Annotated in this window: 7 protein-coding genes; 1 reads left to right on the top strand and 6 read right to left on the bottom strand. The window is 59.9% G+C overall.

Annotated elements, in window-relative coordinates; translation table 11 throughout:
* Positions 1-87 precede the first annotated feature (87 nt).
* The 3 genes from ACTG1P_RS15435 to ACTG1P_RS15425 all read right to left on the bottom strand — a co-directional run bounded on the left by ACTG1P_RS15435 (position 88) and on the right by ACTG1P_RS15425 (position 7,046).
* Complete coding sequence (locus tag ACTG1P_RS15435; RefSeq protein ID WP_440001644.1) at positions 88-1,677, bottom strand: EAL domain-containing protein; 1,590 nt, start codon at positions 1,675-1,677, stop codon at positions 88-90.
* Between the two features lie 280 nt (positions 1,678-1,957).
* Positions 1,958-4,555, bottom strand: a complete 2,598-nt coding sequence (acnB, locus tag ACTG1P_RS15430; RefSeq protein WP_005355080.1) for a bifunctional aconitate hydratase 2/2-methylisocitrate dehydratase — start codon at positions 4,553-4,555, stop codon at positions 1,958-1,960.
* Positions 4,556-4,784: 229 nt separating this feature from the next.
* Positions 4,785-7,046: a patatin-like phospholipase family protein gene (locus ACTG1P_RS15425; protein ID WP_440001643.1), complete on the bottom strand. Its 2,262-nt coding sequence runs from the start codon at positions 7,044-7,046 to the stop codon at positions 4,785-4,787.
* A gap of 234 nt (positions 7,047-7,280) precedes the next feature.
* Between ACTG1P_RS15425 and ACTG1P_RS15420 the strand changes: the two genes are divergently transcribed.
* The gene (locus ACTG1P_RS15420) at positions 7,281-9,191 is read left to right on the top strand and encodes a methyl-accepting chemotaxis protein (RefSeq protein WP_139474352.1); all 1,911 of its coding nucleotides are present in this window, start codon (positions 7,281-7,283) and stop codon (positions 9,189-9,191) included.
* A 162-nt stretch (positions 9,192-9,353) separates the two neighbouring features.
* Here the strand turns inward: ACTG1P_RS15420 and lpdA are convergent, their stop codons facing one another.
* The 3 genes from lpdA to aceE all read right to left on the bottom strand — a co-directional run bounded on the left by lpdA (position 9,354) and on the right by aceE (position 15,598).
* A complete protein-coding gene (lpdA, locus tag ACTG1P_RS15415; protein WP_440001642.1) occupies positions 9,354-10,781 on the bottom strand; it encodes a dihydrolipoyl dehydrogenase in 1,428 nt (475 codons plus the stop codon).
* A 147-nt stretch (positions 10,782-10,928) separates the two neighbouring features.
* Complete coding sequence (aceF, locus tag ACTG1P_RS15410) at positions 10,929-12,818, bottom strand: pyruvate dehydrogenase complex dihydrolipoyllysine-residue acetyltransferase (RefSeq protein ID WP_204419767.1); 1,890 nt, start codon at positions 12,816-12,818, stop codon at positions 10,929-10,931.
* Positions 12,819-12,937: 119 nt separating this feature from the next.
* Entirely contained in the window at positions 12,938-15,598 is a 2,661-nt protein-coding gene (gene aceE / locus ACTG1P_RS15405) for a pyruvate dehydrogenase (acetyl-transferring), homodimeric type (protein WP_440001641.1), read from the bottom strand.
* Positions 15,599-15,608: the final 10 nt, after the last annotated feature.

The raw sequence follows: 15,608 nt of genomic DNA, 5'->3' as shown, positions 1-15,608 counted from the left end.
AACGTTGCTGAACCGAGGCCTAATGCGAGCAAAGATCAACCACATGGATTACTAAACAACCACACCCAGCTCGCCCGATGGCGAGGTTCAGGCGCTGGCGCCTGAGCCCTCGGTCACCGGAGCCGAAGACAAGAGGAGAGTCTCGCCAACCTGCAGCTCCTCGCAGAACTGGCGCAGCGGCATGGGGCGGGCAAACAGGTAACCCTGCAGATAGTCGACCCCTTTGGCCCTGAGGTAGTCAGCCTGACGCTCGCTCTCCACCCCTTCCGCCACCAGCGCCAGACCGAGCCGAGTCGCCAGGTCGATCACGTTGTCCACGATATGTTCCGAGAGCGACTCGGTACCGATGCGGGCGATAAAGGATTTGTCGATCTTGAGGTAATCCACATGGAACTGCTGCAGGTAAGCCAGGCTGGAGTGGCCGGTGCCAAAGTCGTCGATGGCAAGTTTGACCCCCATCTCATCCAGCTGGCGGAACAGGGAGAGGGTCTGGGGATCTGACATCAACAACTCCCGCTCGGTCAGCTCCAGCACCAGTACCACCTTGCCGGGGACGAAGTGGCCGAGGAAGGCGCGACACTCGGCCAGCAGGGCAAAATCGTGGCAATGGGCGGCGCTGATGTTGAAGCTGATATGAAACCCATCGGGCAACTGCTCCTGAGAGCGGTTCAACCGTGTCGCCACCTGCTTCATGATATGGGTGGTCATGGGGACGATCAGTCCCGACTCCTCCGCTTGCGGAATAAAGAGATCGGGTCGGATCACCCCTTCATTGACATGCTCCCAGCGCATCAGCACTTCGGCGCCCATCATCTTGCCGTCGTGGCTGGCAATCAGCGGCTGCAGATAGGGAACAAACTCCCTGGCCCGCAGGGCGCGTCGCAATTCATCTGTTGGCGAGCCGGGACGCCCCAGCACCCACCACACCAGCCAGGCCAGCAAAAGAGAGGATACCGCCAGCCACGACAGCGCCACATGCCGCGCGGCCCACAGCGACTTCCAGTAGACCGGCATGACATAACCGGCATGGATGGTGAAAGGATAATGGGATGAGGTGAGGGCCTGGCTGATCCCGCGATGGAGGGTGGGTGCCTCACTCAGATAGCGGCCAGCCTCATCAAGCCAGGCCGACCCCACCTGCAGATAGAGCGCACTGGATTTTCCGCTCATGGTGAGCATGAAGCTGAGCTGGGTACTGTCGATGGCACTCAAGGCGGCATCCTTGCCCTGTTCGGTGCGCACCACCAGCAGCGGGTGATTCTGCCGCACCCGGTTGCCACTCATCAGCAGCAGCTTGCGGCCGGTGTAGATGGAGCCATCATCGGCATCATTGGCCTCACCAAACAGCGAAGTGCAATTGATGATGCCGTTTCGCACCAGATTAACCGAACGCAGGAAGGGCTCGAGGGCGACCTTCTTGCGCAGCACCAGCAGGTTGTCGCGACAGGGAGCATTCACCAGAGGCAGCACAGAGCGGTTGGCCTGCTCCGCATGATCCAGCATCGACTCCATCAGGGCTCTGGCCTTGTGGGCCGAGGCGCTGGATTCCGCTTTCAGCTCCTGCACATAATTGCTGTGGATGAGCCAACCTCCCACCAGCAGCGGCAGGGTAAAGACCAGCAAGGCACCGCCGAAACGTAACCCGGTTCGGGAAAGATCGATCCTGAACAGAAACATAAAGAACCACGCCGCAATTCGTCAGGCCTGCCAACGCAAGCACCCAGTGAACAGATATCCACTTTCCCTCGATAACGATGCCTCATCATTACCGCACATAACCGAACAACATAACCCAAAGCGTTTATAAAACGAACCACCAAACAGGTGGTTGGATCTCTCTAGCAAGGATCGTGCAAACAATCTTCAACAAAGACGGTGAATAACACACAAATAAATAATGCCGCGTAAATACGCGGCATTATTAGCTTCTTATCACGCAAATCGCGCAAGAACTCCGTTAAACGGCTTGCTGCAGGATCACCGCATCGGCCTTCTTGGTGTAGGAGGCGATCTCGTTGAAGTTGAGGTAGCGGTAAGTATCTGCCGCAGTGGCATCCAGCGCCTTGGCGTATTGCAGGTACTCCGCCACGGTCGGGATCTTGCCGAGGATGGCGGCAACGGCGGCCAGCTCCGCAGAGGCCAGATAGACGTTGGCACCTTTACCCAGACGGTTCGGGAAGTTACGGGTGGAGGTAGAGACCACCGAGGCCCCTTCCGCTACCCGGGCCTGGTTGCCCATGCAGAGGGAACAGCCCGGGATCTCGATGCGGGCACCGACCCGGCCGAAGATGCCGTAGTAGCCCTCTTCGGTCAGCTGATCCTTGTCCATCTTGGTGGGTGGCGCGATCCACATGCGTGTCGGCAGCTCGCCCTGATACTTCTCGAGCAGTTTGCCGGCGGCGCGGAAGTGGCCGATGTTGGTCATGCAGGAACCGATGAACACCTCGTCGATCTTGTCACCAGCCACGTCGCTCAGCAGACGGGCATCATCCGGATCGTTCGGCGCACACAGGATCGGCTCCTTGATGGTAGCCAGATCGATCTCGATGATTTCGGCGTACTCGGCATCCTTGTCCGCTTCCATCAGGGTCGGGTTGGCCAGCCACTCTTCCATCCCCTTGATGCGACGGGTGATGGTGCGCACGTCACCGTAACCTTCAGAGAGCATCCATTTCAGCATCACGATGTTGGACTTCAGATACTCGATGATCGGCTCTTTATCCAGCTTGATGGTGCAACCGGCAGCGGAGCGCTCGGCGCTGGCGTCAGCCAGCTCGAAGGCTTGTTCCACCTTAAGGGTCGGCAGACCTTCGATCTCAAGGATGCGGCCGGAGAAGATGTTCTTCTTGCCCGCTTTCTCGACGGTCAGCAACCCCTTCTGGATGGCGGCGTAGGGGATGGCATGAACCAGATCACGTAGAGTGATGCCCGGCTGCAGCTCGCCCTTGAAGCGCACCAGCACAGATTCCGGCATATCCAGCGGCATCACGCCGGTAGCGGCGGCGAACGCCACCAGACCGGAGCCCGCCGGGAAGGAGATACCGATGGGGAAACGGGTGTGGGAGTCACCACCGGTACCCACGGTATCCGGCAGCAGCATGCGGTTTAGCCAGGAGTGGATGACGCCGTCACCCGGACGCAGAGAGACACCGCCGCGGTTCATGATGAAGTCCGGCAGGGTGTGGTGGGTCTGTACGTCGATGGGCTTGGGATAAGCCGCGGTGTGGCAGAAGGACTGCATGGTCAGATCGGCGGAGAAGCCGAGGCAGGCCAGATCCTTGAGCTCGTCGCGGGTCATCGGGCCCGTGGTGTCCTGAGAGCCGACCGTGGTCATCTTGGGCTCGCAGTAAGTGCCCGGGCGAATGCCCTTCACGCCGCACGCCTTGCCCACCATCTTCTGGGCCAGGGTGAAGCCTTTACCGGTATCGGCCACCGGCTGCGGGCGACGGAATACGGTGGAGAACGGCAGACCCAGCGCTTCGCGGGCCTTGTCAGTCAGACCACGACCGATGATCAGCGGAATACGGCCACCGGCGCGCACTTCGTCGATCAGCACGTCGGTTTTCAGTTCAAACTGCGCCAGCACCTGTTCGGTGCCGTGTTTGCAGATCTTGCCGGCATAGGGGTAGATGTCGATCACATCGCCCATTTCCAGCTTGGAGACGTCCACTTCGATGGGCAGAGCGCCGGCATCTTCCATGGTGTTGAAGAAGATCGGGGCAATCTTGCCACCCAGACAGACACCGCCAGCGCGCTTGTTCGGCACGAACGGAATGTCGTCGCCCATAAACCAGAGCACCGAGTTGGTGGCGGATTTACGGGAAGAACCGGTACCGACCACGTCACCCACATAGGCAAGCGGGAAGCCTTTCTCTTTCAGGGCATCGATGGTCTTGATGGGGCCGACGGCGCCATCCTTGTCCGGAGTAATGCCGGGACGGGCGTTTTTCAGCATCGCCAGGGCGTGCAGCGGAATGTCCGGGCGGGACCAGGCGTCCGGTGCCGGAGAGAGGTCGTCGGTGTTGGTTTCGCCGGTCACCTTGAACACGGTGACGGTGATCTTCTCGGCCAGCTCCGGGCGGGAGAGGAACCATTCGGCATCAGCCCAGGACTGCATCACCTGTTTGGCGTGGACATTGCCCGCCTTGGCCTTCTCTTCCACGTCGTGGAAGGAGTCAAACATCAGCAGGGTGTGGGAGAGCCCCTTGGCGGCAAGCGGCGCTAGAGTGGCGTGATCCAGCAGGTCGATCAGCGGCTGAATGTTGTAACCACCCTGCATGGTGCCCAGCAGCTCGACAGCTTCGGCGGCAGTCAGGATGGGAGAGTGGGCTTCGCCCTTGGCGACGGCGGTGAGGAAACCGGCTTTGACATAGGCCGCTTCATCAACACCGGGGGGAATACGGGAGGACAACAGCTCTTTCAGAAAGTCTTCTTCGCCAGCGGGCGGGTTCTTGAGCAGCTCAACCAGGGCGGCGACCTGCTCTGCATCCAGAGGTTTGGCAACCACGCCCTCGGCGGCACGTTCTGCGACGTGTTTACGGTATGTTTCAAGCACGACTAATTCCTCTTTGGTCTTTTTTTGGGGTTCGCCCACGCTCGCGGCGATCGTCCTTGCGGGACACCCCGTAGGGTGCTCCCCACTATATAAGTTTTAACGACTAATTAAAATCCAAACCCTGTTTACTTATTCACCACAAAATCGTAACCAATTAAACAGACTGGTATTTTTTGAAAATTAATTGAACGCCCTCAATAAGAGTTAACAAATTGGCATCATTTCGGCATTATTCGAACGTACTGCCCAATTGCAGATAGAAGACGTCATTGCCCCCCTCTGCCATGCCGTAGCCGAGGAACACAGGGCCGAGGAAGCTCTCCACCCCGACATAAAGCGAACCGGCGGTAAACGAGCTCTCCAGACTGATATCCTCCCCCTTGTTCCAGACCCCGCCCTGCTCCAGAGATCCACCCAGATAGAGCGGCATCTTGAGGGCACCGAAGTCGTTGTCTGCCACCCGATAGATGTAACGCAGGCCACCAAACAGGCTGTAGCGACCGCTCAGCTGGTAGCGCTGGAAACCGGAGAGGCGGAACAGTCCGCCCAGATCCTGAATATGCAGCGGCACCACCTCTTCACTGCCCGAGCCGCCCCCTTCGAGGATCAGGTTGAGGCTGTGCCTGTCCCATGACCAGGGCTTGATCATCGAGAGCTGATAATTCCAGCCTTCACTGCGGCCATCTGCCGACTCGAGTCCATCCACACTGACGTGTGAGTGGCCCAGTTTCATGTCCCATTTCACCCCCTGATAGGGGAAATAGCGGCTATCCAGATTGTCGTGTTCAAAGCGGACATAGGGGCCCCACGCCGTAGCATCCATCTCCAGCCCCTTGAAGTTCTTCACATCAATCGTGCCCAGTTGTCCCTCCAGCCCCATCGACAACCGGCTCCAGGGCTGGCGGTTCCAGCCCACCGCCAGATCACCGCTGAAGAAGGAGTAATCGGAGTCGAGATAGCTTATCGAAACCGCCTCTGGATCCGGATTGGGGAAAAACAGACGGCGCAGGGTCTGGTCATAGGCCAGACTCGCCTCACCATAGAAGGTCTGGGAGGGTTCGAGCGGGGTATAGAAGTCGGTCTTGATATGTTTGGCCGTGCCCAGCGACGCCTCGGTCAGCCACTCCGCCCCCCAGTCATTGACGTTGGTGAGGGTGTAGGACATGCCAACGTTGTAGTTGGAGGTGTTCTCGAAGTCATCGGTGAAACCGAACTGGAAGTTGAGGTAGCCCGGCCCCCAGTTCTTCTCGCTGGCATCCACCAGCAGCACGTTCTCCCCGTCACGCTCCTCCACCTCGTAGGTGATGCGGTCAAACGACTCAAGGGCATAGAGGCGGCGAATGCCCGCTTCCAGACTCTCGTTGGTCTGGATCTTGTCAGGCCGCACTTTGAGCATGGCGCGCACCGTCTCGTCGGAGAGGCGAGACTTGTTGATGATCTCCACCTTGTCGATGAAGTAGGCGGGCTGACCGCTACGCTCGGCACGGCGGCTCAGCTTCTGGTTGCGATAGGCGTTGTACTGCGCCTTGGTGAGCGACAGCTTATCGAGTTGCAGCGACAACTTGTCAGCCGCCGTCTCACCGATCTTGATCCCCTCCGGCATCCGGGCAAAGTCGGCGATCCCCATATCGCCAAACTCGGGGGCGATCAGAATATCCTTCGGTCCCATCAGCGCCTTCTGCTTGTCGGTGCCGACCTGGGTCATGTAGGTGGTGAGCTGGTCGATCATCGCCAACCCTGACTTGAGGGACTCACGGGTACGCAGCTTGGCACCGATATCCACCGCGATCACCACGTCGGCCCCCATCGCCTTGGCGACATCCACCGGCATGTTGTTGACGCTGCCGCCATCCGCCAGGATGTGTCCCTCCCACTCCACCGGCTTGAGGGCGCCGGGAATGGACATGGAGGCCTGCATCGCCTTGGCGAGGCTGCCGTGATCGAGCACAAAGGGGGTGACCGTCTCCATGTCGGTCGCCATGGCGCGGTAGGGAATGGGGAGATCATCGAAACTCGCCTGCACCGGCAGGTTGGAGGTGGCCCCCCGCAACAGGCTGGCCATGGATTGGCCCTGGAAGAAACCGTCCGGCAATTGGGTGGTGTCGCCATTCACCCCGATATCGGTGCGCAGCTGATACTGCTCGTTCTGCTGCTTCTTGCGCAGCGACAGCTCGTCGCGGCCAACCTTGTCCTGATACCCCTTGTTCCAGTCGATGGCCAGAGTGGTGCGCTCCACCTCCTCGGCACTGAGCCCCATGGCGTACATCCCCGCCACATAAGAGCCCATGCTGGTGCCGACTATGATGTCGACCGGGATCCGTTTCTGCTCCAGCACCTTGAGGATGCCGATATGGGCCGATCCCTTGGCGCCGCCGCCGCTGAGCACCACCGCAATTTTCGGACGATCCCCCTGTGCCGCCACAGCCAGCAACGGGCAGGCCGCCAGCATCACCAAAAGCAGACGGGTCCATCCCGCACCTAAGCTGCGCATCATATTTTCCATATTATTCAGAGGGTCAGTCACCAAGGATGGCCTCTACTATAAGGGGCCCGGCAGTTAGCGCAACCGTCAATCCGCCTCCCGCCTGTGCTGCATGGCGAAGGGGCACGCCGCCGCCCCTGTGAGCGCAAACGTAATCCGCAAATAAAGGGCTGCAAGCCTCATGGGTAGCGCCGCGCTGCCGCTAATATGAGCGTCGTCAATCTCAACCTTTTGAGCACCTTTATGCTGGCAACCCTCACGCTTAAACAAAAAATACTGGCCACGGTCACCCTGGCCGTGGTCGTCTCCTGCCTGCTGGTAGGCTACTTCAGCCAACGCTCGGCCCAGCAACTGATCGAAAACCGGATGTTCGAGCAGGAGCTGCCCAACCTGACCCAGCGGATCAGCAAGGAGATTGAGCAGGATCTCCACGGCATCGCCCAGGCCGCCCGCCAACTGGCCACCGACCGCTTCATCCTCGACTGGGTAGATCGGGGCATGCCCAAAGAGCAGGAGCCGATCCTCATCAACCAGCTCAAGGATGTGGCCAACCAGTATGGTCTGGTGACCGCCTCCTTCGCCGATCGCCAGACCGCAGCCTACTACAACCAGGATGGCTTTCTGCGCAACCTGACACCCACGCAAGACGCCTGGTTCTATGACTACACCAAGAGCCAGAAGGAGATGACCCTCAGCATCTTCCGCGAGAGCAACGGCGAGGTGAAGCTGTTCGTCAACTTCCAGCAGCTCAACGGGCGCGGGCTGGCGGGCTTTGCCAAATCCCTCGACACCATGGTGACCATGGTCTCCAACTTCCGGCTGGAAGAGAGCGGCATCGTCTTTATGGTCGATGGCAGTGGCAAGGTGAAGCTCCACCCCGAGGCCAACCGCATCGAACGCGATACTCTGGGCGGCATCGCCAGCGGTGATACCGGTAGCCTGCTGGCCAAACGTCCCTTTGCCGTCATCAACGCTGAAGTCAATGGCGAGCCCATGGTACTGGCCAGCAGCTATATCCCGCTGCTCGACTGGTATCTGGTGGCCCAGGTGCCAGAAGCCGAGATCTATGCCGAGCTGGATCAGACCCGCAACGAGATCCTGATGATCTCGCTGGTGATTGCGCTGGCTATGGGGCTGATGGGGATGCTGCTGGCAGGCTCGGTCAGCCGCCCGCTCAACGAGCTGGCCCGCCTGTTCAAGGAGCTGGGCAGCGGCGATGGGGATCTCACCCAGCGCCTCAAGGTGGAAGGACGTGACGAGCTGAGTCAGGTCGCCACCGGCTTCAACAACTTCGTCGCCAAGATCCACGGCTCCATCGAGCAGGTAGCAGAGAACTCCCGCCAGCTCGCCGCCACCGCCAACGAGGTGGCCAACAAGGCGCAGCTGACCCAGCATAACTGTACTGCCCAGCGTGACCGCACCGTGCAGGTGGCCACCGCTATCCACGAAATGGGAGCCACGGTGAGCGAGATCGCCGGTAACGCCTCGCTGGCAGCCGAAGTAGCCAGACAGGCCAACGATCAGGCCGATGCGGGTGCGGTAGTGGTGGCGCAGGCGCGCCACGGCATCGTCGACCTCTCCGGCGAGATTGAGCAGGTAGCAGGGGTTATCGAATCGCTGGCGAGCCAGACCGACTCCATCGGCAGTATCCTCGAAACCATCCGCAGCATCTCGGAGCAGACCAATCTGCTGGCACTGAACGCGGCTATCGAGGCCGCTCGCGCCGGTGAACAGGGTCGCGGTTTCGCTGTGGTGGCAGATGAAGTGCGCAATCTGGCCAACCGCTCCGCCGCCTCGACCGCCGAGATCCAGGGGATGATCAACCGCTTGCAGGAGCAGAGTGCCCGCGCGGTCAGCGCCATGGCACAGGGGCGCAACCAGAGTCTGGAGGTGGTGAGCCAGGCCGATGAGGCCAACGCCGCCCTCGGCCAGATCACCGCCCACATCACCCAGATCAACGACATGAACATCCAGGTCGCCACCGCCACCGAGGAGCAGTCGAGCGTGGTCGGCGAGATCAACCGCAACGTGGAAGATATCAACCAGCTCACCATGGAGACCGCCGATATAGCCCACCAGCTGACCGAGTCCAGCCGCAGCCTGCAGCAGCTCTCCGGTCAGCTGGACAAGCTGGTTGGCAACTTCCGCCTGTAGTCTGTCATCCCACTAATGAAGACTCACCAGAGGGCGCTGTGGCGCCCTTTCTCATGTATCAACTCAGCAGGCAAAAAACTGGAAAGGGATATATTTGACGTCTGGTGCCCAAAAACAAAAAGCCGCTCATTTGAGCGGCTTTTTCATGAAGATGGCAGAAGATTACTTTTTCTTCTTGGCCTTGGCGTTCGGCAGGTCGGTGATGGAGCCTTCGAACACTTCGGCAGCCAGACCCACGGACTCGTGCAGAGTCGGGTGAGCGTGAATGGTCAGCGCGATATCTTCGGCGTCCGCCCCCATTTCGATGGCCAGACCGATTTCACCCAGCAGTTCACCACCGTTGGTACCCACGATGGCACCACCGATAACGCGGCCGCTCTCCTTGTCGAAGATCAGCTTGGTCATGCCGTCGGAGCAGTCGGACGCGATGGCGCGGCCGGAAGCAGCCCACGGGAAGGTGGCGACTTCGAAGTTCAGGCCCTGTTGCTTGGCTTCCTTCTCGGTCAGACCAACCCATGCCATCTCTGGCTCGGTATAGGCGATGGACGGGATCACTTTCGGGTCGAAGTAGTGCTTCTTGCCGGCGATCACTTCGGCGGCAACGTGACCTTCGTGAACACCTTTGTGCGCCAGCATCGGCTGACCCACGATGTCACCGATGGCGTGGATGTGCGCCACGTTGGTACGCAGCTGCTTGTCCACCTCGATGAAACCGCGCTCGGTCACGGCAACGCCGGCCTTCTCGGCATCCAGCATCTTGCCGTTCGGCACACGACCTACGGCAACCAGCACGTTGTCGTAACGAACCGGCTCGGCCGGGGCGTGCTTGCCTTCATAGGAGACGTACAGGCCGTCTTCGCGCGCTTCAACTGCGGTGACCTTGGTCTCCAGCATGATGTTGAATTTCTTAGCGACGCGCTTGGTGTAGATCTTGACGATGTCTTTGTCGGCAGCCGGAACCAGCTGGTCGGCAAATTCCACCACGTCGATCTCGGAACCCAGAGAGGAGTAAACGGTCCCCATCTCCAGACCGATGATGCCGCCACCGATAACCAGCAGTTTGCCGGGAACGGTTTTCAGCTCCAGCGCATCGGTAGAGTCCCATACGCGCGGGTCATCGTGGGGGATGAACGGCAGCTTCACCGGACGGGAACCGGCCGCGATGATGGCGTTGTCGAAGGTCACGGTGGTCTTGCCATCAGCGCCTTCAACTTCGATGGTATTCGGGCCGGTAAATTTACCCAAGCCGTTAACAACCTGAACCTTACGCATCTTGGCCATGCCAGCCAGACCGCCGGTCAGCTGGTTGATCACCTTCTCTTTCCACAGACGGATCTTGTCGATGTCGGTCTGCGGTGCACCGAAGACGATGCCGTGCTCGGCCAGCGCCTTGGCTTCTTCAATCACTTTGGCAACGTGCAGCAGCGCCTTGGAGGGGATGCAGCCCACGTTCAGGCAGACGCCACCCAGGGTGGAGTAACGCTCGACGATAATAGTATCCAGACCCAGATCGGCTGCACGGAAAGCAGCGGAATAACCGGCAGGGCCAGCACCCAGTACTACGACCTGGGTTTTGATTTCTTTACTCATCATGACCTCTTTGTCGTTCTTATATCCCCGGACAGCGCAGTCTTATACCGAAACGGGTGGCTGCAGCCGTGAAAAAACGGGGCAAGTTTACGATCATGTTAATGAAATGAGAAGTAAAAAGGGCAGGCTCTGGGCCCGCCCTCTCACTTACAGGACCAGTCGACGAATGTCGGACAGCACGCCGTTCATGGTGGTGATGAAGCGAGCCCCATCGGCACCATCGATCACGCGGTGGTCGTAGCTCAGAGCCAGCGGCAGCATCAGGCGCGGCGCAAACTCTTTGCCATTCCACTTCGGCTTCATCTCGGACTTGGAGACACCGAGGATGGCCACTTCCGGCGCGTTGACGATCGGGGTAAAGCTGGTACCGCCGATGCCACCCAGGCTGGAGATGGTGAAGCAACCGCCCTGCATGTCGGCAGCGGTCAGCTTGCCGGCACGGGCCTTCTTGGAGATCTCGGCCAGATCGCGAGACAGCTCCATGATGCCCTTCTTGTTAACATCGCGCACCACGGGCACAACCAGACCGTTGGGGGTATCTACCGCCACACCGATGTGGATGTACTTCTTCATGATCAGCTTGCTGCCATCTTCGGACAGGGAGCTGCAGAAGCGCGGGTGAGCTTCCAGCGCCTTGGCGGCGGCTTTCAGGATGAACACCAGCGGGGTGATCTTCACGTCTGCCTTCTGCTTCTCGAGCATCGCATTCTGCTCTTTGCGGAACGCTTCCAGCTCGGTGGTATCGGCTTCGTCGAACTGGGTGACATGAGGGATCATGACCCAGTTGCGGTGCAGGTTCGGACCGGAGATCTTCTGGATGCGGGTCAGCTCGACCTCTTCCACATCACCGAACTTGCTGAAGTCTACTTTCGGCCACGGCAGTACGCCCAGACCGTTGCCACCGGCTACGCCGGCAGAGGCAGGAGCGGACTCGGCACGCTTGATGGCATCCTTCACGTAGGCTTGCACGTCTTCTTTGACGATGCGGCCCTTGCGACCGGAGGCTTTCACCTTGGCCAGGTTGACGCCGAACTCGCGCGCCAGACGGCGTACCGCCGGAGAGGCGTGTACATAAGCGTCGTTGGCAACGAAATCGGTCGCAGCGGCAGCAGCCTGGGCAACCGGAGCCGGAGCAGCGGCAACAGGGGCAGCGGCGACCGGAGCGGCAGCTTGAGCAACCGGCGCGGCAGCAGGAGCTGCGCCAGCCACTTCGAATACCATGATCAGGGAACCGGTGGAGACCTTGTCACCCGCCTTCACCTTGATCTCTTTGACCACACCGGCGAACGGCGCAGGCACTTCCATGGAGGCCTTGTCACCTTCCACGGCGATCAGGGACTGGTCGGCTTCAACCTTGTCACCCACGGCAACCATGATCTCGGTGACTTCCACTTCGTCGCCACCGATATCCGGTACGTTGACCTCTTTGGCAGCGGCGGCAACCGGGGCAGCAGCCACGGGCGCGGCAGCTTGAGCCGGAGCAGCAACGGCAGCAGGCGCAGCGCCAGCCACTTCAAATACCATCACCAGAGAACCGGTAGAGACCTTGGCACCAGCGGCAACCTTGATCTCGACCACGCGACCGGCAAACGGCGCTGGCACTTCCATGGAGGCCTTGTCACCTTCCACGGCAATGATGGACTGGTCGGCTTCAACCATGTCGCCCACGGCAACCATGATTTCAGTCACGTCCACTTCGTCGTCACCGATGTCCGGTACGTGCACATCTTTGCGCACGGCAGCGGCAGGTGCGGCGGCCGGAGCAGCGGCAGCCGGTGCAGCAACTTCAGCAGGGGCGGCAGCGCCTTCGGCTTCGAAGATCATGATCTGGGAACCGGTGGCAACCTTGTCGCCCACCTTGATCAGGATCTCTTTGACGATACCGGCGGACGGGGCCGGTACTTCCATGGAGGCCTTGTCGCCTTCTACCGCGATGATGGACTGGTCCAGCTCGACCTTGTCACCCACGGCCACCATGATCTCGGTGACTTCAACTTCATCGGCGCCGATATCCGGCACCATAATCTGTTTGGACATTGTGCTTTATCCTCTTGCGTCGATCCGCGTGACTGGCTGATGCCGCCACGCACATCTCGCGTTAACCGTTTTAAATCCTGGCAGGGTCGCGCAGCATGACGGCGCGACCCTTGATCCACTTACGCGTACAGCGGGTTGACCTTGTCAGCATCGATGCCGTACTTGGCGATGGCGTCGGCCACAACCTGCTTGTCTACCTCGCCGCGCTTGGCCAGTTCGGTCAGAGCAGCAACCACCACGTAGAACTCGTTCACTTCGAAGTGACGACGCAGGTTGGCACGGCTGTCGGAACGGCCGTAACCGTCGGTACCCAGCACGCGGTAGCTCTCGGTCGGAACGAAGGCGCGAACCTGATCGGCGAAGGACTTCATGTAGTCGGTCGCAGCGATGGTGGCTTCGGAACCCAGTACCTGAGCGATGTACGGTACGCGAGCTTCGGCAGTCGGGTGCAGCATGTTCCAGCGATCCGCGTCCTGACCGTCACGGGCCAGCTCGTTGAAGGAGGTGACGCTGAACACATCGGAACCGATGCCGTACTCGCTGGCCAGGATCTGGGCAGCCTTGCGCACGTGACCCAGGATGGAACCACAACCCAGCAGCTGAACTTTCGCCTTGGCACCGGCTACGGATTCCAGCTTGTAGATACCCTTGCGGATCCCTTCCTCGGCGCCTTCCGGCATGGCCGGCATGGCGTAGTTCTCGTTCAGGGTGGTGATGTAGTAGAACACGTTCTCCGGGTTCTCACCGTACATGCGGCGCAGGCCGTCCTGTACGATCACCGCCACTTCATAGGCGTAGGACGGATCGTAGGAGATGCAGTTCGGGATGGTGTTCGCCAGGATGTGGCTGTGACCATCTTCGTGCTGCAGACCTTCGCCGTTCAGGGTAGTACGACCGGAGGTCGCACCCAGCAGGAAGCCACGGGCTTGCTGGTCACCGGCTGCCCATGCCATGTCGCCGATCCGCTGGAAGCCGAACATGGAGTAGTAGATGTAGAACGGGATCATCGGGCAGTCGTTGGTGCTGTAAGAGGTCGCAGCAGCCAGCCAGGAGGACATGGCGCCCAGCTCGTTGATACCGTCTTGCAGAACCTGACCCTGCTTGTCTTCCTTGTAGTAGGAGACGATGTCGCGGTCTTGCGGGGTGTACTGCTGACCGTGCGGGCTGTAGATACCGATCTGGCGGAACAGACCTTCCATACCGAAGGTACGGGCTTCGTCCGCCAGGATCGGAACGATGCGCTTGCCGATGGACTTGTCTTTCAGCATCACGTTCAGGGAACGCACGAACGCCATGGTGGTGGAGATTTCGCGCGCCTGCTCACCCAGCAGCGGGCCGAAGGCATCCAGTGCCGGGATTTCCAGCTTGGTGGTGCTTTCGCGCAGACGGGTCGGCACATAGCCTTTCAGGGCGGTGCGACGGTCGTGCAGGTATTTGTGCTCGGCAGAACCGGCTTCGATCTTCAGGTACGGCAGATCGGCCAGCTGCTCGTCGGCCACCGGCAGGTTGAAGCGGTCACGCAGGTGACGCACGGAGTCCAGCTCCATCTTCTTGACCTGGTGAGCGATGTTCTTGCCTTCGGCCGCTTCACCCATGCCGTAACCCTTGATGGTCTTGGCCAGAATAACGGTCGGCTTGCCCTTGGTCTGGGTCGCCTTGTTGAACGCGGCGAACAGTTTGCGAGGATCGTGACCACCGCGGTTCAGAGCGAAGATCTCCTCGTCGGTCATGTCTTTGACCAGCGCGGCAGTTTCCGGATAACGGTTGAAGAAGTGCTCGCGGATGTAGCCACCGTCGCGGGACTTCATGGTCTGGTAGTCACCGTCCACGGTCTCGTTCATCAGCTGGATCAGCTTGCCAGAGGTATCCTTGCGCAGCAGCTCATCCCACTTGCGACCCCAGATAACCTTGGTGACATCCCAACCGGCGCCAGCGAACAGGCCCTCCAGCTCGTTGATGACCTTGCCGTTACCGACAACCGGACCATCCAGACGCTGCAGGTTGCAGTTAACCACGAACACCAGGTTGTCGAGCTTTTCACGCACGGCAACGGTCAGGGCACCTTTGGCTTCCGGCTCGTCCATCTCGCCGTCACCCAGGAAGGCGTAAACGGTCTGCTCGGAGCAATCCTTGATACCACGGTCGGTCAGGTACTTCAGGAAGCGAGCCTGATAGATGGCGGCGATGGGGCCCAGACCCATGGATACGGTCGGGAACTGCCAGAAGTCCGGCATCAGTTTCGGGTGCGGATAGGAAGGGATACCCTTGCCGTCCACTTCCTGACGGAAGTTGTCCAGCTGCTCTTCGGTCAGACGACCTTCAGCAAAGGCGCGAGCATAGATGCCCGGGGAGATATGACCCTGGAAGTAAACCAGATCGCCACCATCCTTCTCGTTGCGAGCACGGAAGAAGTGGTTGAAGCAGACATCATAGATGGTCGCAGAAGAAGCGAAGGAAGACATGTGACCACCCAGGTCCAGGTCTTTCTTGGACGCGCGTAGCACGATCATCATGGCGTTCCAGCGGATGATGGCGCGAATGCGGCGTTCCATCTCCAAGTCACCCGGGTAATCCGGCTCGTCGCTGGACGGGATGGTGTTGATGTAATCGCGATTTGCCTTGGCAGCCACGTCCACACCGCTTACGCGGGCTTTCTCGGCCAACTGTTCAAGGATGAACTGAGCGCGTTGCGGACCCTCTTCACGCAGCAGGGATTCCAGAGAGGCAAGCCACTCCAGCGTTTCTATCGGGTCCACATCGTTCTTCAGGATATCAGACATGGCTGGTTCC

The sequence above is a fragment of the Aeromonas sp. 11P genome (genome assembly GCF_051920165.1).
GTDB classification, from domain to species: domain Bacteria; phylum Pseudomonadota; class Gammaproteobacteria; order Enterobacterales; family Aeromonadaceae; genus Aeromonas; species Aeromonas veronii.
The sequence above is the reverse complement of the archived record's forward strand: the minus strand, read 5'-3'. Positions and strand labels throughout refer to the sequence as shown.